The sequence below is a fragment of the Actinoplanes solisilvae genome (assembly GCF_003999975.1).
Classification (GTDB): domain Bacteria; phylum Actinomycetota; class Actinomycetes; order Mycobacteriales; family Micromonosporaceae; genus Actinoplanes; species Actinoplanes solisilvae.
Genome location: NZ_RJAC01000002.1, coordinates 336,224 through 354,598, shown reverse-complemented (window position 1 = coordinate 354,598; position 18,375 = coordinate 336,224). Strand labels below are relative to the sequence as shown.

The following is an 18,375-nucleotide window of genomic DNA, read 5'->3' as shown; positions in this document are numbered from 1 at the left end:
ACGACGAAGAAAAGTAGGGATTGAAGTGGCCGCCGCAGACGCGCTCGCCAACGTACGCAACATCGGCATCATGGCGCACATCGATGCTGGTAAGACCACGACTACTGAGCGAATCCTGTTCTACACCGGCATCACGTACAAGATCGGTGAGGTCCACGAGGGCGCCGCCGTCATGGACTGGATGGAGCAGGAGCAGGAGCGCGGTATCACGATCACTTCCGCCGCCACCAAGTGCGAGTGGAAGGGCCACACGATCCAGATCATCGACACGCCCGGCCACGTCGACTTCACGGTCGAGGTGGAGCGGTCGCTGCGGGTGCTGGACGGTGCGGTTGCGGTGTACGACGGCGTGGCCGGCGTGGAGCCGCAGACCGAGAACGTGTGGCGTCAGGCGGACAAGTACCACGTTCCCCGGATGTGCTTCGTCAACAAGCTCGACCGGACCGGTGCGGACTTCTTCCGCTGCGTTCAGATGATGATCGACCGGCTCAACGCCACCCCGCTGGTCCTCCAGATCCCGATCGGGCTCGAGGGCGACCACATCGGTGTCGTCGACCTGATCGGCATGCGCGCGCTCACCTGGCGTGGGGAGACCCAGAAGGGTGAGGACTACGCGATCGAGGAGATCCCGGCCGACCTGGTCGACTCCGCGAACGAGTGGCGCGAGAAGCTGATCGAGACGCTGGCCGACGTCGACGACGAGGTCATGCTCAAGTACCTCGAGGGCGAAGAGGTCTCGCAGGACGAGATCAAGGCCGCCATCCGGCGCGCCACGATCGCCAGCAAGGCCAACCCGGTGCTCTGCGGCTCGGCGTTCAAGAACAAGGGCGTTCAGCCCATGCTCGACGCCGTGATCGACTACCTGCCGTCGCCGCTGGACGTCCCGGCGATCGAGGGCACCGCGACCGACGGCGAGACGCCGATGGTCCGCAAGCCGTCGAACAGCGAGCCGTTCTCCGGCCTGGCCTTCAAGATCCAGACCGACAAGCACCTCGGCAAGCTCACGTACGTCCGGGTCTACTCCGGCACGCTCGACTCCGGTTCCCAGGTGGTCAACTCCACCAAGGACCGCAAGGAGCGGATCGGCAAGATCTACCAGATGCACGCGAACAAGCGCGAGGAGCGTGCCTCCGCGCAGGCCGGCGACATCATCGCCGTCCAGGGTCTCAAGCAGACCACCACCGGTGACACGCTCAGTGACCCGGCCAACCAGGTCGTCCTCGAGTCGATGACGTTCCCGGAGCCGGTCATCCAGGTCGCCATCGAGCCGAAGACCAAGTCGGACCAGGAGAAGCTGGGCACCGCGATCCAGCGCCTGGCCGAGGAGGACCCGACCTTCCGCGTCTTCAACGACGAGGAGACCGGCCAGACGATCATCGCCGGCATGGGCGAGCTCCACCTGGACATCCTGGTGGACCGCATGCGCCGCGAGTTCAACGTCGAGGCCAACATCGGTAAGCCGCAGGTGGCGTACCGTGAGACGATCCGCGGCTCCGTGGAGAAGCTCACCTACGTGCACAAGAAGCAGACCGGTGGCTCGGGCCAGTACGCGAAGGTCGTCGTCACCGTCGAGCCGTTGTCGCTCGACGCGGACGGCCCCACGTACGAGTTCGTCAACGCGGTGACCGGTGGTCGCATCCCCAAGGAGTTCATCCCCTCGGTGGACGCGGGCGCGCAGGACTCGCTGCAGTACGGCGTCCTCGCCGGTTACCCGCTGGTCGGCGTGAAGTTCACGCTGGTCGACGGTCAGTACCACGAGGTCGACTCGTCCGAGATGGCGTTCAAGATCGCCGGCTCCATCGCGATGAAGGAGGCGGCCCGCAAGGCCGACCCCGCGCTGCTCGAGCCGATGATGGCCGTCGAGGTCACCACGCCCGAAGACAACATGGGCGACGTGATCGGCGACCTCAACAGCCGCCGTGGCATCATCCAGTCGATGGAGGAGCGCTCCGGCGCCCGCGTCATCAAGGCTCTGGTGCCGCTCTCCGAGATGTTCGGCTACGTCGGCGACCTTCGGTCGAAGACGGCCGGCCGGGCTAGCTACAGCATGCAGTTCGACTCCTACGCCGAGGTTCCTCAGAGCGTCGCGAAGGAGATCATCGCGAAGGCCACCGGCGCCTGATGCGGTGAGGCGCGTGCGGTCCGTCGAGGGCCGCACGCGCACGAGCAGTCGACAGAGTCCCCATCGCCTTATCGGGCGTGCCGGGAAAAAGTAATTCCACAGTCCACAGGAGGACACCAGTGGCGAAGGCGAAGTTCGAGCGGACTAAGCCGCACGTCAACATCGGCACCATTGGTCACATCGACCACGGTAAGACGACGCTGACTGCGGCCATCACGAAGGTCCTGCACGACGAATACCCGGACCTGAACCCGTACACCCCGTTCGACGAGATCGACAAGGCGCCTGAAGAGAAGGCCCGTGGTATCACGATCTCGATCGCGCACGTCGAGTACCAGACCGCGTCGCGTCACTACGCGCACGTGGACTGCCCCGGCCACGCCGACTACATCAAGAACATGATCACCGGTGCCGCGCAGATGGACGGCGCGATCCTGGTGGTTGCCGCGACCGACGGCCCGATGCCGCAGACCAAGGAGCACGTGCTCCTGGCCCGCCAGGTCGGCGTTCCGTACATCGTCGTCGCCCTGAACAAGAGCGACATGGTCGAGGACGAGGAGCTCCTGGAGCTCGTCGAGCTCGAGGTCCGCGAGCTGCTCAGCACCTACGAGTTCCCGGGCGACGACCTGCCGGTCGTTCGCGTCTCCGCTCTGAAGGCGCTCGAGGGCGACAAGGAGTGGACCGGCAAGCTCCTGGAGCTGATGAACGCGGTCGACACCGCGATCCCGCAGCCCGAGCGTGACACCGACAAGCCGTTCCTCATGCCGATCGAGGACGTCTTCACGATCACCGGTCGTGGAACGGTCGTCACCGGTCGCGCCGAGCGTGGCATCCTCAAGCCGAACGAGGAGGTCGAGATCGTGGGTATCCGCGAGAAGTCGACCAAGACCGTTTGCACCGGCATCGAGATGTTCCGCAAGCTGCTCGACGAGGCCCGCGCGGGTGAGAACGTCGGTCTGCTGCTGCGCGGTATCAAGCGCGAGGACGTCGAGCGCGGCATGGTCGTCGTGAAGCCGGGCACCACGACTCCTCACACGGAGTTCGAGGGCCAGGTCTACATCCTTTCAAAGGAGGAGGGCGGCCGTCACACGCCGTTCTTCCAGAACTACCGCCCGCAGTTCTACTTCCGCACCACGGACGTCACCGGCGTCGTCACGCTGCCCGAGGGCACCGAGATGGTCATGCCGGGCGACTCCACCAGCATGTCGGTCAAGCTGATCCAGCCGATCGCCATGGAGCAGGGCCTGAAGTTCGCGATCCGTGAGGGTGGCCGCACCGTCGGCGCCGGCACGGTCACGAAGATCAACGTCTGATTCGAGGATGAAGGTTGTTCGCGACCTGCCCGGACCACTGAGTTCACGTAAGTGAACGTCGGAGGTCCCCACCGTTGCGAATAATCCTCACCGTTCACCCTCGGCGGGTTGTGTTTCACGACTCAAGGTGGGGGTGAACGACCCTCGACGGTGACCCCGATTAGCAATGCCGGGCTCGATCCGGCATACTAGTCAGGTTGCGTCCGAGCGGGGTGGCTAGCTGCCTTGTGCAGCTGGCCACCCTCGCCGGGTGTCTGGGTGTGTTTACTGGCCGCCCTGCTGACACCTCAAGATCCCCGCGATCTGGAGATCTGCCATGCGCAGATTTCTGAGTGTTAACGCGACACGCCCGACCGCGGGGGTCGGACAACGCAGGATCAACGGTCCTGCGGGCATGCGAGGGCCACCGCTTTCGCACGTAGCGGCATCGAGAGAAGGAAACAGAAGCCACCATGGCGGGACAGAAGATCCGCATCCGGCTCAAGGCCTACGACCACGAGGTCGTCGACTCGTCGGCGCGCAAGATCGTGGAGACGGTGACGCGTACCGGGGCGTCGGTTGCTGGCCCGGTGCCGCTGCCCACGGAGATCAACCGTTTCTGCGTCATCCGCTCGCCGCACAAGTACAAGGACTCGCGCGAGCACTTCGAGATGCGCACGCACAAGCGGCTGATCGACATCATCGACCCGACTCCCAAGACGGTCGACTCGCTCATGCGCCTCGACCTGCCGGCTGGCGTCGACATCGAGATCAAGCTGTAGGGATCTGCGACTAATGGACAGGCAAGTAAAGGGGATCCTGGGCGCCAAGCTCGGCATGACCCAGGTCTGGGACAACAACAAGGTCGTCCCCGTGACCGTGGTGCAGGCCGGCCCGTGTGTCGTGACTCAGGTCCGCACAAATGAGAAGGACGGCTACTCCGCCGTCCAGTTGGCCTACGGTGCCATCGACCCGCGCAAGGTGAACAAGCCTGAGGGCGGTCACTTCGCCAAGGCCGGCGTTTCGCCGCGCCGCCACGTGGTTGAGCTGCGCACCGTCGACGCCGGCGAGTACGAGCTCGGCCAAGAGGTCACGGTTGACGCTTTCCCGGTCGGCTCGCCGATCGACGTCACCGGCAAGACCCGGGGTAAGGGCTACGCCGGTGTCATGAAGCGCCACGGCTTCCACGGCCTCAAGGCCAGCCACGGTGTCGAGCGCAAGCACCGCTCGCCCGGCTCCATCGGCGCCTGCGCGACCCCCGGTCGCGTCTTCAAGGGTGTCCGCATGGCCGGTCGCATGGGTAGCCAGCGCTTCACCGTGCAGAACCTGACCGTGCAGGCGGTGGACACCGAGAACAACCTGATCCTGGTCAAGGGTGCGGTGCCCGGTCCCAAGGGCGCGCTCATCCTGGTCCGTACCGCGGCGAAGAAGGGCGGTGCCAAGTGAGCTCGGTTGACGTGATCAACGTTGAGGGCAGCAAGGCCGGCTCGGTGGAGCTGCCGGACTCGATCTTCGGCGTCCAGGCCAACATCCCGCTGATGCACCAGGTCGTGGTGGCCCAGCTCGCCGCCGCCCGCCAGGGCACGGCCAAGGCCAAGACCCGCGGCGAGGTCGCCGGTGGCGGCAAGAAGCCGTACAAGCAGAAGGGCACCGGTCGCGCCCGCCAGGGCTCGATCCGCGCGCCGCAGTTCACCGGCGGTGGCGTCGTGCACGGTCCCGTGCCGCGCGACTACAGCCAGCGGACCCCGAAGAAGATGAAGGCCGCCGCTCTGCGTGGCGCCCTGTCCGACCGGGCCCGCGAGGGCCGCGTGCACGTGGTCGAGGCGTTCGTCAGCGGTGACAAGCCGTCGACCAAGGCCGCGATCGCCACGCTGCGCAAGGCCACCGAGTCCACCAAGGTCCTGGTCGTGCTGAGCAGCACCGACGAGCTGAACTGGCTCTCGCTGCGCAACGAGACGACGGTGCACCTGCTCGAGGCCGGCCAGCTCAACACGTACGACGTGCTGGTTGCCGACGAGGTGGTCTTCACCAAGGACGCGCTCGACGAGTTCCTGGGCGCGCCGGCCGCCGAGGAGGAGAACAAGTGAGCACGATCGCCGACCCGCGCGACATCATTCTCAAGCCGGTCGTCTCCGAGAAGAGCTACAGCGTTCTCGACCAGAACTGGTACACGTTCCTCGTCCACCCGGACGCGAACAAGACCCAGATCAAGATCGCGATCCAGCAGATCTTCAATGTCCGCGTGCTGACGGTGAACACCGCGAACCGCGAGGGCAAGCGCAAGCGCACCCGGACGGGCTTCGGTCAGCGTAAGGCGACCAAGCGCGCGATGGTCAAGCTGGCTGACGGTGACCGTATCGAGGCCTTCGGCGGCCCGGTCAGCTAAGGGGTTTGAACAATGGCTATCCGTAAGTACAAGCCGACCACGCCGGGCCGTCGCGGCTCCAGCGTCGCCGACTTCGCCGAGCTGACCCGGTCCACCCCGGAGAAGTCTCTGCTGGTTCCGCTGCCCAAGAAGGGTGGTCGCAACGTCCACGGCCGCATCACCACGCGGCACCAGGGCGGCGGTCACAAGCGGCAGTACCGGCTGATCGACTTCAAGCGGGTCGACAAGGACGGCGTGCCGGCCAAGGTCGCGCACATCGAGTACGACCCGAACCGCACGTCGCGCATCGCGCTGCTGCACTACGCCGACGGCGAGAAGCGCTACATCCTCGCGCCGAAGGACCTCAAGCAGGGCGACCGGGTCGAGTCCGGTCCGGGCGCGGACATCAAGCCGGGGAACAACCTTCCCCTGCGCAACATCCCGGTCGGTACGACGGTCCACGGTGTGGAGCTTCGTCCCGGCGGTGGCGCCAAGCTGGCCCGCTCGGCCGGTGTCGGCATCCAGCTCCTCGGCCGTGAGGGCGCGTACGCCACGCTGCGTATGCCCTCGGGCGAGATCCGGCGGGTCGACATCCGGTGCCGTGCCACGGTCGGCGAGATCGGCAATGCCGAGCAGTCGAACATCAACTGGGGCAAGGCCGGCCGTATGCGTTGGAAGGGCAAGCGCCCGACCGTCCGTGGTGTCGCCATGAACCCGATCGACCACCCGCACGGTGGTGGTGAGGGTAAGACCTCCGGTGGTCGCCACCCGGTCAACCCGGCTGGTAAGCCCGAGGGTCGTACCCGCCGCAAGGGCCAGGAGAGCGACAAGCTGATCGTTCGCCGCCGCTACGCCACCCGCAAGCGCGGGTAACGGGAGTTTAAAAGATGCCACGCAGCCTGAAGAAGGGCCCGTTCGTCGACGACCACCTGCTCAAGAAGGTGGAAGTCCAGAACGAGAAGAACTCGAAGAACGTCATCAAGACCTGGTCGCGGCGCTCGATGATCATCCCCGACATGCTCGGGCACACGATCGCGGTGCACGACGGGCGCAAGCACGTCCCGGTGTTCATCACCGAGGCCATGGTCGGTCACAAGCTCGGGGAGTTCGCTCTGACCCGCACGTTCAAGGGTCACGAGAAGGACGACCGCAAGAGCCGTCGTCGCTAGTCAGTCCACGGACAAGAAAGGGGTCACAGCGATGCCAACGAAGAACGACGCACCGGCGCTTCCGGGCAGTCGCGCGGTTGCGAAGCACGTCCGCATCTCGCCGAACAAGGCACGCCGTGTGGTCAACCTCGTCCGCGGTCTGCCCGCGAAGGAGGCTCTGATCGTCCTGCAGTTCGCGCCGCAGTCCGCGAGCGAGCAGGTCTACAAGGTGCTCGCGAGCGCTATCGCGAACGCGGAGAACAACGAACGGCTCGACCCCGACGCACTCCTCGTGAGCGAGGCGTTCGTCGACGAGGGTCCGACGCTCAAGCGGTTCCGGCCGCGGGCGCAGGGCCGGGCGTACCGGATCCGCAAGCGCACCTGCCACATCACGATCGCCGTCGAGGCGGTCCAGGTCGCACGGCCGGCCAAGAAGGCCGCCGCGGCGAAGAAGGCTGCGCCGGCAGCCGCGCCCCAGACCACGGAGGAGTCCGAGTAATGGGCCAGAAAGTTCACCCCACCGGGTTCCGCCTCGGCATCTCCACCGACTGGAAGAGCCGCTGGTTCGCGGACAAGCTCTACAAGGACTACATCGGCGAGGACGTCAAGATCCGCCGGATGATGTCCCAGGGCCTCGAGCGCGCCGGCATCTCCAAGGTGGACATCGAGCGCACCCGCGACCGGGTCCGTGTCGACATCCACACCGCCCGGCCGGGCATCGTCATCGGCCGTAAGGGCGCGGAGGCCGACAAGATCCGCGGCAAGCTCGAGAAGCTCACCGGCAAGCAGGTGCAGCTGAACATCCTCGAGGTGAAGAACCCCGAGTCGGACGCGCAGCTCGTGGCGCAGGGCGTCGCCGAGCAGCTGTCCTCCCGGGTCAGCTTCCGGCGCGCGATGCGCAAGGCCATGCAGTCGGCCATGAAGAACCCGGTCTGCAAGGGCATCCGGGTGCAGGTCTCCGGCCGCCTCGGCGGCGCGGAGATGAGCCGCACGGAGTTCTACCGTGAGGGTCGCGTTCCGCTGCACACGCTGCGCGCGAACATCGAGTACGGCTTCTTCGAGGCCCGCACGACGTTCGGCCGCATCGGCGTGAAGGTCTGGATCTACAAGGGCGACGCCGTGCCGGGTCGCGAGGTTGCCCCCGAGGCGCCCGCGCGTCCGCGCCGCGACCGTTCGGACCGCGCCGAGCGTCCCCGTCGTGGCCGTTCCGGTTCGTCCGGCACGACCGCCGGTGGCACCGAGGCCGGCCGGGCTGCTCAGCAGCAGGCTGCCGCCGAGAACACCGCCGCTGCTCCGGCCGCGGCCGAACCGCAGCAGGAGGGCTGACCTATGCTGACTCCGCGTAAGCCCCCGAAGGGCTTCCGCAAGCCGCACCACCCGGACCGCCACGGCGCGTCCAAGGGCGGCAACCGGGTCGTCTTCGGCGAGTTCGGTATCCAGGCGCTGGAGCCCGCGTACGTGACCAACCGGCAGATCGAGTCGGCCCGTATCGCGATGACCCGTCACATCAAGCGTGGCGGCAAGGTCTGGATCTCGGTCTTCCCCGACCAGGCGCTGACCAAGAAGCCGGCCGAAACCCGCATGGGTTCCGGTAAGGGTTCTCCCGAGTGGTGGGTGGCGAACGTCAAGCCGGGCCGCATTCTCTTCGAGATGTCGTTCCCGAACGAGACGATTGCGCGCGAGGCGATGCGCCGCGCGATCCACAAGCTCCCGATGAAGTGCCGCATCGTGACACGCGAAGTGGGTGAAAGCTGATGGCAGCGGGCGTTAAGGCAGCCGAGCTGCGCGAACTCTCCGGTGAGGAGCTTGTTTCGCGTCTGCGGGAGGCCAAGGCGGAGCTGTTCAATCTTCGCGTGCAGGGCGCGACCGGGCAGCTCGACAATCACCGTCGACTGCAGGTCGTCCGCAAGGACATTGCGAAGATCTACACGATCATGCGTGAGCGTGAGCTTGGGCTCTCGGTCGCGCCGGATGAGGTGACAGCATGAGTGACGAGACCGCTCCGGCGCGTAACAACCGCAAGGTCCGCGAGGGCCTGGTGGTCAGCGACAAGATGGACAAGACCGTTGTCGTCGAGGTCGAGGACCGCGTCAAGCACGCGCTCTACGGCAAGGTTCTGCGTCGCACCAGCAAGCTGAAGGTGCACGACGAGCAGAACGCGTGCGGTGTCGGCGACCGGGTTCTCCTGATGGAGACCCGTCCGCTCTCGGCCACCAAGCGGTGGCGTGTCGTGGAGATCCTCGAAAAGGCCAAGTGAGTGTGCTGGGCCGGCTCCGCGAGGGGTCGGCCCGGCCGCCATCGTTCCGCCAAGCTTCGGTGAAACCGACCGGAGAACTGGCAGACATAGGAGACAGACGTGATTCAGCAGGAGTCGCGACTGCGCGTCGCTGACAACACGGGTGCACGGGAGATTCTGTGCATTCGCGTGCTCGGTGGCTCCGGTCGCCGTTATGCGAGCATCGGCGACGTCATCGTGGCCACGGTCAAGGACGCCATTCCGGGTGCCGGTGTGAAGAAGGGTGACGTCGTCAAGGCGGTCATCGTTCGCACCGCCAAGGAGCGGCGTCGTCCGGACGGCTCGTACATCCGCTTCGACGAGAACGCCGCCGTCATCATCAAGGACGGCGGGGACCCCCGCGGTACCCGCATCTTCGGCCCGGTCGGGCGCGAGCTGCGCGACAAGCGGTTCATGAAGATCATCAGCCTGGCGCCGGAGGTGCTCTGACAATGAGCGAGCGCAGCGAGCGAATCAGCAGGCTCAGCAATAGCTCTTGTGGCACTCAGCGTCAGAGCGGAACGGAGGCCGTGGCGTGAAGATCAAGAAGGGCGACACGGTCGTCGTCATCGCCGGCAAGGACAAGGGCGCCAAGGGCAAGGTCATCGCGGCCTACCCGACGCGGGACAAGGTCCTGGTCGAGGGCGTCAACCGCGTCAAGAAGCACGAACGCATCCGTACCACCCAGCGTGGTTCGAAGACCGGTGGCATCGTCACCCAGGAAGCCGCGATCCACATCTCGAATGTGCAGATCGTGGACGACCAGGGCAAGCCGACCCGCATCGGTTACAAGGTCGACGAGAACGGCAACAAGGTCCGTATCGCTCGTACGACCGGTAAGGAACTGTGATGACTGCCGTTTCCGAGACCAAGACGCTGCCGCGCCTGAAGCAGAAGTACCGCTCTGAGGTCATCGCTTCGCTTCAGGAGCAGTACAAGTACGGCAACCCCATGCAGGTTCCCGGCCTGGTCAAGGTCGTCGTGAACATGGGTGTGGGCGAGGCCGCCCGCGACGCCAAGCTGATCGACGGCGCCGTGCGTGACCTGACCACCATCACCGGTCAGAAGCCGCTCGTTCGGCGGGCGACCAAGTCCATCGCGCAGTTCAAGCTGCGTGAGGGCATGCCGATCGGCGCGAAGGTGACCCTGCGCAACGACCGGATGTGGGAGTTCCTCGACCGACTGCTGTCGATCGCGCTGCCCCGTATCCGCGACTTCCGCGGCCTCGACGGGCGCAAGCTCGACGGGCACGGCAACTACACCTTCGGTCTGACCGAGCAGTCGGTGTTCCACGAGATCGACCAGGACCGGATCGATCGTCCGCGGGGCATGGACATCACGGTGGTCACGACCGCCAACACCGACGACGAGGGCCGGGCGCTCCTGAAGCTCCTGGGCTTCCCGTTCAAGGAGAACTGAGCATGGCTAAGAAGGCGCTGATCATTAAGGCGGCCGCGAAGCCGAAGTTCGCCGTGCGCGCGTACACCCGCTGCCAGAAGTGCGGACGCCCGCACTCGGTCTACCGCAAGTTCGGCCTGTGCCGCGTTTGCCTGCGGGACATGGCTCACCGTGGTGAGCTGCCCGGCGTATCGAAGGCCTCCTGGTAACCCATCCAACCGCCCCACCACCGCCCCTAAGCGGTCTAAAGGCTGGTCTTGCTACACCGCTTCGCCGTAGGCCCGCCCACACCGGTGGGAACCCCGGCGAGAAAGGTTGACGAACACCCATGACGATGACGGACCCGATCGCAGACATGCTGACGCGTCTGCGTAACGCCAACCAGGCATACCACGACAAGGTGACCATGCCCTTCTCGAAGATCAAGGCGAACATCGCCGAGGTCCTCAAGGCCGAGGGTTACATCGCCTCCTGGTCGGCCGAGGAGCCCGAGGAAGGCGCTGTCGGCAAGCGTCTGGTCGTTGAGCTCAAGTACGGCCAGAGCCGCGAGCGCAGCCTCGCCGGTATCAAGCGCGTCTCGAAGCCCGGCCTCCGGGTTTACGCCAAGTCCGACGAGCTCCCGCGGGTGCTCGGCGGCCTGGGCGTCGCGATTATTTCGACGTCCCAGGGGCTGCTGACCGACCGGCAGGCCCGCAAGCGGAGCGTTGGCGGGGAAGTCCTCGCCTTCGTCTGGTAACTGGAGACTGAGAAACCATGTCGCGAATCGGACGTAAGTCGATCCCGGTCCCGGCCGGCGTCGACGTCACCATCACGGGCCAGACCGTCAAGGTCAAGGGCCCCAAGGGCGAGCTGTCGCACACCGTTGCCGAGCCGATCACGGTCGAGCGAGACGGTGCCGAGCTGCACGTCAACCGCCCCAACGACGAGCGTAAGGCCAAGGAGCTCCACGGCCTCTCTCGTACCCTGGTCGCCAACATGATCGTCGGCGTCACCGAGGGCTACAAGAAGACGCTGGAGATCAACGGCACCGGCTACCGGGTTACGGCCAAGGGCAAGGACCTCGAGTTCGCCCTCGGCTTCTCGCACCCGGTGAACGTCGTGCCGCCGGCCGGGATCTCGTTCTCGGTCGAGAGGCCGACGCAGTTCACGGTCGCGGGCATCGACAAGCAGCTGGTCGGCGAGGTCGCCGCCAACATCCGGAAGATCCGCCCGCCGGAGCCCTACAAGGGCAAGGGCGTTAAGTACCAGGGCGAGGTCATCCGCCGTAAGGCTGGAAAGGCAGGTAAGAAGTGACCGCCACGCTGCTCAAGCGTCGCAACGGCGCGGGTGCCGCCGCCAAGCGGGCTGTCGGAAAGGCGCGTCGGCACTTCCGGGTCCGTCGGAACCTCGCCGGTACCGCCGAGCGGCCCCGCCTGGTCGTCACCCGATCGTCGCGGCACATCAGCGCGCAGATCATCGACGATCTCAAGGGCCACACCTTGGCTTCGGCCTCCACGCTCGACACCTCCCTGCGGGGTGGCGAGGGTGACAAGAGCGCGAAGGCCGGCAAGGTCGGCGCGCTCCTCGCCGAGCGGGCCAAGGCCGCGGGCGTGTCCAAGGTCGTCTTCGACCGCGGTGGCAACAAGTACGCGGGGCGTATCGCCGCGCTGGCTGACGCCGCTCGCGAAGCCGGACTCGAGTTCTAGGAGGGATTGACCAATGCCTGGTCAGCAGCGCCGAGGCGGCGGGTCCGGCGGTAACACCGAGGGTGGCAACCGCAGGGACAACCGCCGTGAGGGCGGCCGCGGCAACGCGCCCGTCGACAAGACCCCGCATCTCGAGCGGGTCGTCGCGATCAACCGTGTCGCCAAGGTCGTCAAGGGTGGTCGTCGCTTCAGCTTCACCGCTCTGGTGATCGTGGGCGACGGCGACGGTACGGTCGGCATCGGCTACGGAAAGGCCAAGGAGGTGCCCGCGGCGATCGCCAAGGGTGTCGAGGAGGCCAAGAAGCACTTCTTCAAGGTTCCGCGGATCGCCGCGACGATCCCGCACCCGATCATCGGCGAGGCTGCCGCGGGTGTCGTGCTCCTCAAGCCGGCGTCGGCTGGTACCGGTGTTATCGCCGGTGGCCCGGTGCGCGCCGTGCTCGAGTGCGCCGGCATCCACGACATCCTGTCGAAGAGCCTCGGCTCGTCGAACCCGATCAACATCGTGCACGCGACGGTGGCCGCACTGAAGGGCCTCGAGTCGCCGGAGCAGGTCGCGGCTCGCCGTGGTCTCCCGGTCGAGGACGTGGCGCCGGCGGCCATGCTGGCGGCGCGCGCGGAAGCGGCGGTGCACTGATGGCACGCTTGAAGGTCACCCAGACCCGGTCCGGGATCGGTCGCAAGCAGAACCAGCGGGACTCCCTGCGGTCGCTCGGCCTGAAGCGGATCAACGATGTGGTGGTCAAGGAGGACCGCCCCGAGATTCGGGGCATGATCTTCGCCGTGAACCACCTCGTGACTGTTGAGGAGGTCGAGTAATGGCGATCAAGGTCCACCACCTGCGTCCGGCGCCCGGAGCCAAGACCGCGAAGACCCGTGTGGGTCGCGGTGAGGGCTCGAAGGGCAAGACCGCCGGCCGGGGCACCAAGGGCACCGGCGCCCGTAAGAACGTCTCCGCGGCGTTCGAGGGCGGCCAGATGCCGCTGCACATGCGTCTGCCGAAGGTCAAGGGGCTCAAGAACCGGCCCCGCAACAAGGTCGTCTTCCAGGTCGTGAACCTGGACCGGCTCGCCGAGCTGTTCCCGAACGGCGGCGAGGTCGGACCGGACGAGCTGTTCCAGGCCGGCGCGGTTCGCAAGAACCAGCCGGTCAAGGTCCTCGGCTCGGGTGAGCTGGGCGGCGTGTCGCTGACGATCAAGGCGCACGCGTTCAGTGACTCGGCCAAGGAGAAGATCACCGCAGCCGGTGGTTCCACCACCGAGCTGTGAGGCTTGTGGGGGTGACTGCCCGGGCGCCGCGAGAGCGTCGCTCGGGCAGCATCCCCTTTGTGGCGTCTGACCTGGCCTTTTGCCGGCAGGGAAAATGCCTACGCGCGGTGACGGCTACCGTGACACACCGCGCTCCAATAAGACTGTTAGAGTCCGTTCCCAGCTAGGGATATCGGTCGTCCGGACCGATGCCTTCCCCCATCCGCCGCTCCCGGCGGTAACCTCGCGCAGGAGGAAGAAGTTGCTCTCCGCCTTTACCAGTGCGTTCCGGACGCCTGACCTGCGCAAAAAGCTGCTGTTCACAGTCTTTATCATTGCGCTGTACCGGCTCGGGGCTACGTTGCCCAGCCCAGGTGTCTCCTACACCAACGTGCAGCGATGCATCGACATCGTGAACTCGTCGAACGCCGACAACGGCGTGCTCAACCTGTTGAACCTGTTCTCAGGTGGCGCGCTGCTGCAGCTTTCGGTCTTCGCGCTGGGCATCATGCCGTACATCACAGCCTCCATCATCCTGCAGCTGCTGACCGTGGTGATTCCCCGCCTCGAACAGCTCCGCAAGGAGGGGCAGTCCGGCCAGGCGAAGATCACGCAGTACACGCGCTATCTCACACTCGGCTTGGCGGTCCTGCAGTCCTCGGCGTTCGTCGCCCTGGCGCGGACCGGGCAGCTCTTCAACAACGCCTGCGACCAGAACGACCCGACGCTCCAGATCATCCCGACGAACACCGGGTTGCCGCTGTGGCTGACGCTCTCCGTGCTGGTGCTGACGATGACCGCCGGTACCGGTGTGGTGATGTGGCTCGGCGAGCTGATCACCGACCGCGGCGTCGGCAACGGCATGTCGGTCCTGATCTTCACCTCGATCGCCGCCCGCCTTCCCGGCGAGGGCTGGACGATCAAGGAGTCGAGCGGTGTCGGCAAGTTCGTCCTGGTGATCCTGCTGGTTCTGGTCATCATCGGCCTCGTCGTCTTCATCGAGCAGGCGCAGCGGCGCATCCCCGTGCAGTACGCCAAGCGCATGATCGGCCGGCGGATGTACGGCGGCACGTCCACCTACATCCCGTTGAAGGTCAACCAGGCGGGTGTCGTCCCGGTCATCTTCGCGTCGTCGCTGCTCTACCTGCCGCAGCTTTACCTGCAGTTCTTCGACCCGAATAACCTCAAGGGCTACCAGATCTGGATCCAGAAGTGGTTGGCCGACCCCACGAGCACGCTCTACATCGGGGTCTACTTCCTGCTGATCATCTTCTTCACGTACTTCTACGTCTCGATCACGTTCAACCCGACCGAGGTCGCGGACAACATGAAGAAGTACGGTGGATTCGTTCCGGGCATCCGTCCGGGCAAGCCGACCGCCGACTACCTGGACTTCATCCTCAGCCGGATCACGCTCCCGGGTGCGCTGTACCTTGGTCTGATCTCGGTTCTGCCGAACTTCTTCTTCATCTGGCTCGATCAGCAGCAGTACCAGAACTTCCCGTTCGGTGGTACTGCGGTGCTGATCATGGTGGGTGTGGGTCTGGAGACGGTGAAGCAGATCGAGAGCCAGCTCATGCAGCGGAACTACGAAGGGTTCCTCCGGTAGTGGCGACGCGGAGCCGGGGGGCTCTCGCGTCGAGGATGTCAACAACTCACCTAAGCGAGGCGATGTAGGTGCGGCTGGTTCTGGTGGGCCCTCCGGGGGCCGGCAAGGGGACCCAGGCTGAGTTCATCGCTGCCCATCTCGCCGTACCGAAGATCTCCACGGGTGACATCTTCCGGGCCAACGTCTCCCAGGGCACGCCCCTGGGGGTCGAGGCCAAGCGCTACATGGACGCGGGACAGCTGGTTCCGGACGAAGTGACCATCAACATGGTCCGGGACCGGCTGGCCGAGCCGGACGCCGGTGACGGCTTCCTGCTCGACGGCTTCCCGCGTACGGTCCCGCAGGCGTCCGCCCTCGACAAGCTCCTCGCCGACCTGGGCACCGCGCTCGATCTGGTGATGGAGCTCGTGGTCGACGACGACGAGGTCATCCGGCGGCTCTCGGGCCGCCGGACCTGCCGTGGTTGCGGCAAGATCTGGCACGTCGAGTTCGACCCGACGAGCAAGGAGAACATCTGCGACCGCTGCGGGTCGGAGCTGTTCCAGCGGGACGACGACAAGGCTGAGACGATCGCCAACCGGCTGGTGGAGTACGCGGAGAAGACCGCGCCGCTGGTCGACTTCTTCGGCGCTCAGGGCAAGCTGGTGGGAATCGACGCGACCGGACCGGTCGAGGACGTAACGGTGCGCGCCATCGACGCCCTGCGGTCCTACGGAGGCTGAAATGCGCCGCGCCCAGCTGGATATTCAGCTGAAGTCACCGGAGCAGATCGAGAAGATGCGCGGAGCCGGCCTCGTGGTCGCCGCCGCCCTCGACGCGATGCGCGACGCTGTTGCACCGGGTGTCTCGACGGGCGACCTCGACGCGATCGCCGAAAAGGTCATCCGGGACGCCGGGGCGATTCCGTCGTTCAAGGGCTACCACGGTTTCCCCGCGTCGATCTGCGCCTCGGTCAACGAGCAGGTCGTGCACGGCATCCCCAGCACGTCCCAGGTGCTGCGCGAGGGCGACCTCATCTCGCTCGACTGCGGCGCGATCCTGGACGACTGGCACGGCGACTCGGCCATCACCGTCGGCGTCGGCGAGACCGACCCGGCGCTGCTCAAGATGGCCGAGGTCGCCGAGGACGCGATGTGGGCCGGTATCGCCGCCGCGGCACGGGGCGCGGCGAACGGCCGGGGCCGCCTCACCGACATCTCGTTCAACGTCGAGAAGACGGTCCGTAAGGCGGGCCGCTACGGCATCGTCGACGGGTACGGCGGGCACGGCATCGGCACCGAGATGCACCAGGACCCGCACGTGCTCAACCACGGCAAGCCCGGCAAGGGTCCGCGCCTGGTGCCCGGCCTCTGCCTGGCCATCGAGCCGATGATCACGATGGGCTCGCCGCGTACGGCCGAGCTCGCTGACGGCTGGACCGTGGTGACCCGCGACGGCTCCTTCGCCGCGCACGTCGAGCACACGATGTGCCTCTTGGAGGACGGCGTGTGGGTGACGACCGCGGTCGACGGCGGCCGGGCCCGGCTCGGCGATCTGGTGACCTCGCGCCAGCCCTGAGCGGACGCTGAGTCAGCCCTACCGATGAGTGATTCTCTCGGGCATGCTGGGACGCATGAGCCGGGATCCTCAAGAGCAGTCCTTCGGAGGCGTGCGGGCCGGTGACGCCGACCGCAAGGCCGTGGCCGACCAGCTCAAGACAGCGCTCGACGAGGGCCGTCTCGACCTGCACGAGTACGACGAGCGACTGCAGCGTGCCTATGCCGCGAAGACCTACGCCGACCTGGACGGGTTGCTCGACGACCTGCCCGGCACGATTCCGGTCCAGCGCTCCCAGGTGCAACCGGCCACGGCGCCGCCCCCACCGACGGCGGCGGCCGGCTCCGACCCGCGCCGGGCGAACGACATGCAGTGGGTCGGGCCCTACGCGGGGGTCGTGCTGGTCTGCACCCTGATCTGGCTGGTGACCAGCATCGCGTCGGGCGAGCTGCTCTATTTCTGGCCGGTCTGGATGCTCATCCCGCTCATCCTCGGGTTCTTCGGGCGGCGGTTCGGGCGGGGCCGCTGAGCCGCGTCGGCTAGTGCGGGGGAGTGTCATGCTCGAAGGCATGGGGCGAGAGCAGATGCGGGCTGCCGACGAGGACCGTCGTCAGGTCGGTGATCAGCTGCGCGCGGCGCTCGAGGAGGGCCGCCTGACCCTCACCGAATATGACGAGCGCCTCCAAGGGGCGTACGAGGCGAAGACCTACGCCGATCTCGACCGTCTGCTGACCGATCTGCCGAACGCGGCCCCGATCGTGCCCGCCGAGCCGGCCGCCACGCCCGTCGCGACGGCCGACGGTCATTCGGTGCGCACCGCGTGGCTCGGGCACATCTGGGTGCCGTACGCGAAGGCTGTTGTGTTCTTCACGGTGATCTGGGCGATCTCGTGGCTGGCCGACGGTGACGCCGATTTCTACTGGCCGGTCTGGGTCTTCGGGCCGTGGGGCGTGGTGCTGCTGGTGCGCACGCTCGCCGGGCTGGCCAAGGACGAGCCGCGCCGCCACGCCGAGGAGGCCGAGCACCGGCGCCGGCTGCGCGAGCACAAGCGCGACCGCAAGGCGCTGCAGGCCCGGGCGATCGCCGCGGGGAAGCTGCCGGCCAAGCCGACCAAGGAACAGCGCAAGGCGTTCGTCGCCGAGGCGGTGGCCCGCGGCGATCTGCCGCCCAAACCGCGTAAACCCGCTACTTAACCGCCTCTATGTCCGTTTCTGAAGGCTGCGACACACCCGACCTCGGGTAACGGCGACCTCGGTTTGGTGTCGCCGCGACGGCGCGCGTACACTGGCTAGCTGGCGCGCAGCGTCCACTCCCGCATGTCCTCAGCGCTTCGAGGGCGGCGGGTGCCGCGGCTGGTCCGAGGTCGTTCACGACCACGGGTAAGACGTTGCTTGCCAGCCCCGATTCCCAGTGTCAGGTAGCGGAGGACATGCCTAAGAAAGACGGAGCCATCGAGATCGAGGGCCGCGTGATCGAGCCCCTGCCGAACGCCATGTTCCGCGTTGAGCTCGCCAATGGTCACAAGGTTCTTGCACACATCTCCGGCAAGATGCGGCAGCACTACATCCGCATCCTTCCCGAGGACAGAGTCGTCGTCGAACTCTCGCCGTACGACCTCACCCGTGGGCGAATCGTCTACCGCTACAAGTGAGCGCGGGACGCGGGGTTATTTCCCGTCCGACTGAGAGTTAAGGCAAA

At 66.4% G+C, this 18,375-nt stretch carries 29 protein-coding genes; all 29 read left to right on the top strand.

Annotated features, from left to right (window positions below; translation table 11 throughout):
* Positions 1-25 precede the first annotated feature (25 nt).
* The 29 genes from fusA (at position 26) to infA (ending at position 18,328) form a co-directional block, all read left to right on the top strand.
* The gene (gene fusA, locus EER30_RS08525) at positions 26-2,122 is read left to right on the top strand and encodes an elongation factor G (protein ID WP_127499793.1); all 2,097 of its coding nucleotides are present in this window, start codon (positions 26-28) and stop codon (positions 2,120-2,122) included.
* Between the two features lie 119 nt (positions 2,123-2,241).
* Entirely contained in the window at positions 2,242-3,435 is a 1,194-nt protein-coding gene (gene tuf, locus EER30_RS08520; RefSeq protein WP_127499792.1) for an elongation factor Tu, read from the top strand.
* 452 nt (positions 3,436-3,887) lie between these two features.
* Positions 3,888-4,196 (top strand): 30S ribosomal protein S10, encoded by a 309-nt coding sequence (gene rpsJ, locus EER30_RS08515; protein ID WP_097322778.1) that lies wholly within the window; start codon positions 3,888-3,890, stop codon positions 4,194-4,196.
* A gap of 13 nt (positions 4,197-4,209) precedes the next feature.
* The gene (gene rplC, locus EER30_RS08510; protein WP_127499791.1) at positions 4,210-4,860 is read left to right on the top strand and encodes a 50S ribosomal protein L3; all 651 of its coding nucleotides are present in this window, start codon (positions 4,210-4,212) and stop codon (positions 4,858-4,860) included.
* Positions 4,857-5,501 (top strand): 50S ribosomal protein L4, encoded by a 645-nt coding sequence (gene rplD, locus EER30_RS08505; RefSeq protein ID WP_127499790.1) that lies wholly within the window; start codon positions 4,857-4,859, stop codon positions 5,499-5,501. Before rplC ends, rplD begins: the two co-directional genes overlap by 4 nt.
* Positions 5,498-5,800: a 50S ribosomal protein L23 gene (gene rplW, locus EER30_RS08500; protein WP_127499789.1), complete on the top strand. Its 303-nt coding sequence runs from the start codon at positions 5,498-5,500 to the stop codon at positions 5,798-5,800. Before rplD ends, rplW begins: the two co-directional genes overlap by 4 nt.
* 12 nt (positions 5,801-5,812) lie before the next feature.
* Complete coding sequence (gene rplB / locus EER30_RS08495) at positions 5,813-6,652, top strand: 50S ribosomal protein L2 (protein WP_097322774.1); 840 nt, start codon at positions 5,813-5,815, stop codon at positions 6,650-6,652.
* A 14-nt stretch (positions 6,653-6,666) separates the two neighbouring features.
* Positions 6,667-6,948: a 30S ribosomal protein S19 gene (rpsS, locus tag EER30_RS08490; protein WP_097322773.1), complete on the top strand. Its 282-nt coding sequence runs from the start codon at positions 6,667-6,669 to the stop codon at positions 6,946-6,948.
* A gap of 31 nt (positions 6,949-6,979) precedes the next feature.
* A complete protein-coding gene (gene rplV, locus EER30_RS08485) occupies positions 6,980-7,426 on the top strand; it encodes a 50S ribosomal protein L22 (protein ID WP_127499788.1) in 447 nt (148 codons plus the stop codon).
* Positions 7,426-8,253 (top strand): 30S ribosomal protein S3, encoded by an 828-nt coding sequence (gene rpsC / locus EER30_RS08480; protein WP_127499787.1) that lies wholly within the window; start codon positions 7,426-7,428, stop codon positions 8,251-8,253. Before rplV ends, rpsC begins: the two co-directional genes overlap by 1 nt.
* Before the next feature lie 3 nt (positions 8,254-8,256).
* Positions 8,257-8,682 carry a 50S ribosomal protein L16 gene (gene rplP, locus EER30_RS08475; protein WP_127499786.1) on the top strand — a complete coding sequence of 142 codons (426 nt, stop codon included), beginning with the start codon at positions 8,257-8,259 and terminating at the stop codon, positions 8,680-8,682.
* Positions 8,682-8,915, top strand: coding sequence for a 50S ribosomal protein L29 (rpmC, locus tag EER30_RS08470; protein ID WP_127499785.1), 234 nt, complete (start codon positions 8,682-8,684; stop codon positions 8,913-8,915). The genes rplP and rpmC overlap by 1 nt, the downstream gene beginning before the upstream one ends.
* Positions 8,912-9,184, top strand: a complete 273-nt coding sequence (gene rpsQ / locus EER30_RS08465) for a 30S ribosomal protein S17 (RefSeq protein WP_127499784.1) — start codon at positions 8,912-8,914, stop codon at positions 9,182-9,184. Before rpmC ends, rpsQ begins: the two co-directional genes overlap by 4 nt.
* A gap of 99 nt (positions 9,185-9,283) precedes the next feature.
* A complete protein-coding gene (gene rplN, locus EER30_RS08460; RefSeq protein ID WP_023358185.1) occupies positions 9,284-9,652 on the top strand; it encodes a 50S ribosomal protein L14 in 369 nt (122 codons plus the stop codon).
* Between the two features lie 85 nt (positions 9,653-9,737).
* Entirely contained in the window at positions 9,738-10,052 is a 315-nt protein-coding gene (gene rplX, locus EER30_RS08455; RefSeq protein WP_127499783.1) for a 50S ribosomal protein L24, read from the top strand.
* Positions 10,052-10,621 (top strand): 50S ribosomal protein L5, encoded by a 570-nt coding sequence (rplE, locus tag EER30_RS08450; RefSeq protein WP_127499782.1) that lies wholly within the window; start codon positions 10,052-10,054, stop codon positions 10,619-10,621. Before rplX ends, rplE begins: the two co-directional genes overlap by 1 nt.
* Positions 10,622-10,623: 2 nt before the next feature.
* A complete protein-coding gene (locus tag EER30_RS08445) occupies positions 10,624-10,809 on the top strand; it encodes a type Z 30S ribosomal protein S14 (RefSeq protein WP_023358191.1) in 186 nt (61 codons plus the stop codon).
* 119 nt (positions 10,810-10,928) lie between these two features.
* The gene (rpsH, locus tag EER30_RS08440) at positions 10,929-11,336 is read left to right on the top strand and encodes a 30S ribosomal protein S8 (protein ID WP_127499781.1); all 408 of its coding nucleotides are present in this window, start codon (positions 10,929-10,931) and stop codon (positions 11,334-11,336) included.
* Positions 11,337-11,353: 17 nt separating this feature from the next.
* Complete coding sequence (gene rplF, locus EER30_RS08435) at positions 11,354-11,893, top strand: 50S ribosomal protein L6 (protein ID WP_127499780.1); 540 nt, start codon at positions 11,354-11,356, stop codon at positions 11,891-11,893.
* Positions 11,890-12,285, top strand: coding sequence for a 50S ribosomal protein L18 (gene rplR / locus EER30_RS08430; protein WP_127499779.1), 396 nt, complete (start codon positions 11,890-11,892; stop codon positions 12,283-12,285). The genes rplF and rplR overlap by 4 nt, the downstream gene beginning before the upstream one ends.
* A gap of 13 nt (positions 12,286-12,298) precedes the next feature.
* Positions 12,299-12,922: a 30S ribosomal protein S5 gene (gene rpsE / locus EER30_RS08425; protein ID WP_127499778.1), complete on the top strand. Its 624-nt coding sequence runs from the start codon at positions 12,299-12,301 to the stop codon at positions 12,920-12,922.
* On the top strand, positions 12,922-13,104 hold the full coding sequence (gene rpmD / locus EER30_RS08420; RefSeq protein WP_127499777.1) for a 50S ribosomal protein L30: 183 nt from the start codon (positions 12,922-12,924) through the stop codon (positions 13,102-13,104). Before rpsE ends, rpmD begins: the two co-directional genes overlap by 1 nt.
* Positions 13,104-13,553 (top strand): 50S ribosomal protein L15, encoded by a 450-nt coding sequence (gene rplO / locus EER30_RS08415; RefSeq protein WP_127499776.1) that lies wholly within the window; start codon positions 13,104-13,106, stop codon positions 13,551-13,553. Before rpmD ends, rplO begins: the two co-directional genes overlap by 1 nt.
* A 241-nt stretch (positions 13,554-13,794) precedes the next feature.
* On the top strand, positions 13,795-15,141 hold the full coding sequence (gene secY / locus EER30_RS08410) for a preprotein translocase subunit SecY (protein ID WP_127500237.1): 1,347 nt from the start codon (positions 13,795-13,797) through the stop codon (positions 15,139-15,141).
* A 68-nt stretch (positions 15,142-15,209) separates the two neighbouring features.
* Positions 15,210-15,863: an adenylate kinase gene (locus EER30_RS08405; RefSeq protein ID WP_020513606.1), complete on the top strand. Its 654-nt coding sequence runs from the start codon at positions 15,210-15,212 to the stop codon at positions 15,861-15,863.
* 1 nt (position 15,864) lies between these two features.
* Positions 15,865-16,698, top strand: coding sequence for a type I methionyl aminopeptidase (gene map / locus EER30_RS08400; protein WP_127499775.1), 834 nt, complete (start codon positions 15,865-15,867; stop codon positions 16,696-16,698).
* A 55-nt stretch (positions 16,699-16,753) separates the two neighbouring features.
* On the top strand, positions 16,754-17,206 hold the full coding sequence (locus EER30_RS08395; protein ID WP_240669890.1) for a DUF1707 SHOCT-like domain-containing protein: 453 nt from the start codon (positions 16,754-16,756) through the stop codon (positions 17,204-17,206).
* A 40-nt stretch (positions 17,207-17,246) separates the two neighbouring features.
* Positions 17,247-17,870, top strand: a complete 624-nt coding sequence (locus tag EER30_RS08390; protein WP_240669889.1) for a DUF1707 SHOCT-like domain-containing protein — start codon at positions 17,247-17,249, stop codon at positions 17,868-17,870.
* Positions 17,871-18,106: 236 nt separating this feature from the next.
* Positions 18,107-18,328 (top strand): translation initiation factor IF-1, encoded by a 222-nt coding sequence (gene infA / locus EER30_RS08385; RefSeq protein WP_007073013.1) that lies wholly within the window; start codon positions 18,107-18,109, stop codon positions 18,326-18,328.
* Positions 18,329-18,375 lie beyond the last annotated feature (47 nt).

Excerpts from the sequence above, each read along its gene's own strand:
- rpsJ (WP_097322778.1), top strand. The coding sequence starts at position 3,888 with ATGGCGGGACAGAAGATCCGCATCCGGCTCAAGGCCTACGACCACGAG.
- rplC (WP_127499791.1), top strand. The coding sequence starts at position 4,210 with ATGGACAGGCAAGTAAAGGGGATCCTGGGCGCCAAGCTCGGCATGACC.
- rplB (WP_097322774.1), top strand. The coding sequence starts at position 5,813 with ATGGCTATCCGTAAGTACAAGCCGACCACGCCGGGCCGTCGCGGCTCC.
- rpsS (WP_097322773.1), top strand. The coding sequence starts at position 6,667 with ATGCCACGCAGCCTGAAGAAGGGCCCGTTCGTCGACGACCACCTGCTC.
- rplV (WP_127499788.1), top strand. The coding sequence starts at position 6,980 with ATGCCAACGAAGAACGACGCACCGGCGCTTCCGGGCAGTCGCGCGGTT.
- rpsC (WP_127499787.1), top strand. The coding sequence starts at position 7,426 with ATGGGCCAGAAAGTTCACCCCACCGGGTTCCGCCTCGGCATCTCCACC.
- rplP (WP_127499786.1), top strand. The coding sequence starts at position 8,257 with ATGCTGACTCCGCGTAAGCCCCCGAAGGGCTTCCGCAAGCCGCACCAC.
- rpmC (WP_127499785.1), top strand. The coding sequence starts at position 8,682 with ATGGCAGCGGGCGTTAAGGCAGCCGAGCTGCGCGAACTCTCCGGTGAG.
- rpsQ (WP_127499784.1), top strand. The coding sequence starts at position 8,912 with ATGAGTGACGAGACCGCTCCGGCGCGTAACAACCGCAAGGTCCGCGAG.
- rplE (WP_127499782.1), top strand. The coding sequence starts at position 10,052 with ATGACTGCCGTTTCCGAGACCAAGACGCTGCCGCGCCTGAAGCAGAAG.
- EER30_RS08445 (WP_023358191.1), top strand. The coding sequence starts at position 10,624 with ATGGCTAAGAAGGCGCTGATCATTAAGGCGGCCGCGAAGCCGAAGTTC.
- rpsH (WP_127499781.1), top strand. The coding sequence starts at position 10,929 with ATGACGATGACGGACCCGATCGCAGACATGCTGACGCGTCTGCGTAAC.
- rplF (WP_127499780.1), top strand. The coding sequence starts at position 11,354 with ATGTCGCGAATCGGACGTAAGTCGATCCCGGTCCCGGCCGGCGTCGAC.
- rpsE (WP_127499778.1), top strand. The coding sequence starts at position 12,299 with ATGCCTGGTCAGCAGCGCCGAGGCGGCGGGTCCGGCGGTAACACCGAG.
- rpmD (WP_127499777.1), top strand. The coding sequence starts at position 12,922 with ATGGCACGCTTGAAGGTCACCCAGACCCGGTCCGGGATCGGTCGCAAG.
- rplO (WP_127499776.1), top strand. The coding sequence starts at position 13,104 with ATGGCGATCAAGGTCCACCACCTGCGTCCGGCGCCCGGAGCCAAGACC.
- map (WP_127499775.1), top strand. The coding sequence starts at position 15,865 with ATGCGCCGCGCCCAGCTGGATATTCAGCTGAAGTCACCGGAGCAGATC.
- EER30_RS08395 (WP_240669890.1), top strand. The coding sequence starts at position 16,754 with ATGAGCCGGGATCCTCAAGAGCAGTCCTTCGGAGGCGTGCGGGCCGGT.
- EER30_RS08390 (WP_240669889.1), top strand. The coding sequence starts at position 17,247 with ATGGGGCGAGAGCAGATGCGGGCTGCCGACGAGGACCGTCGTCAGGTC.
- infA (WP_007073013.1), top strand. The coding sequence starts at position 18,107 with ATGCCTAAGAAAGACGGAGCCATCGAGATCGAGGGCCGCGTGATCGAG.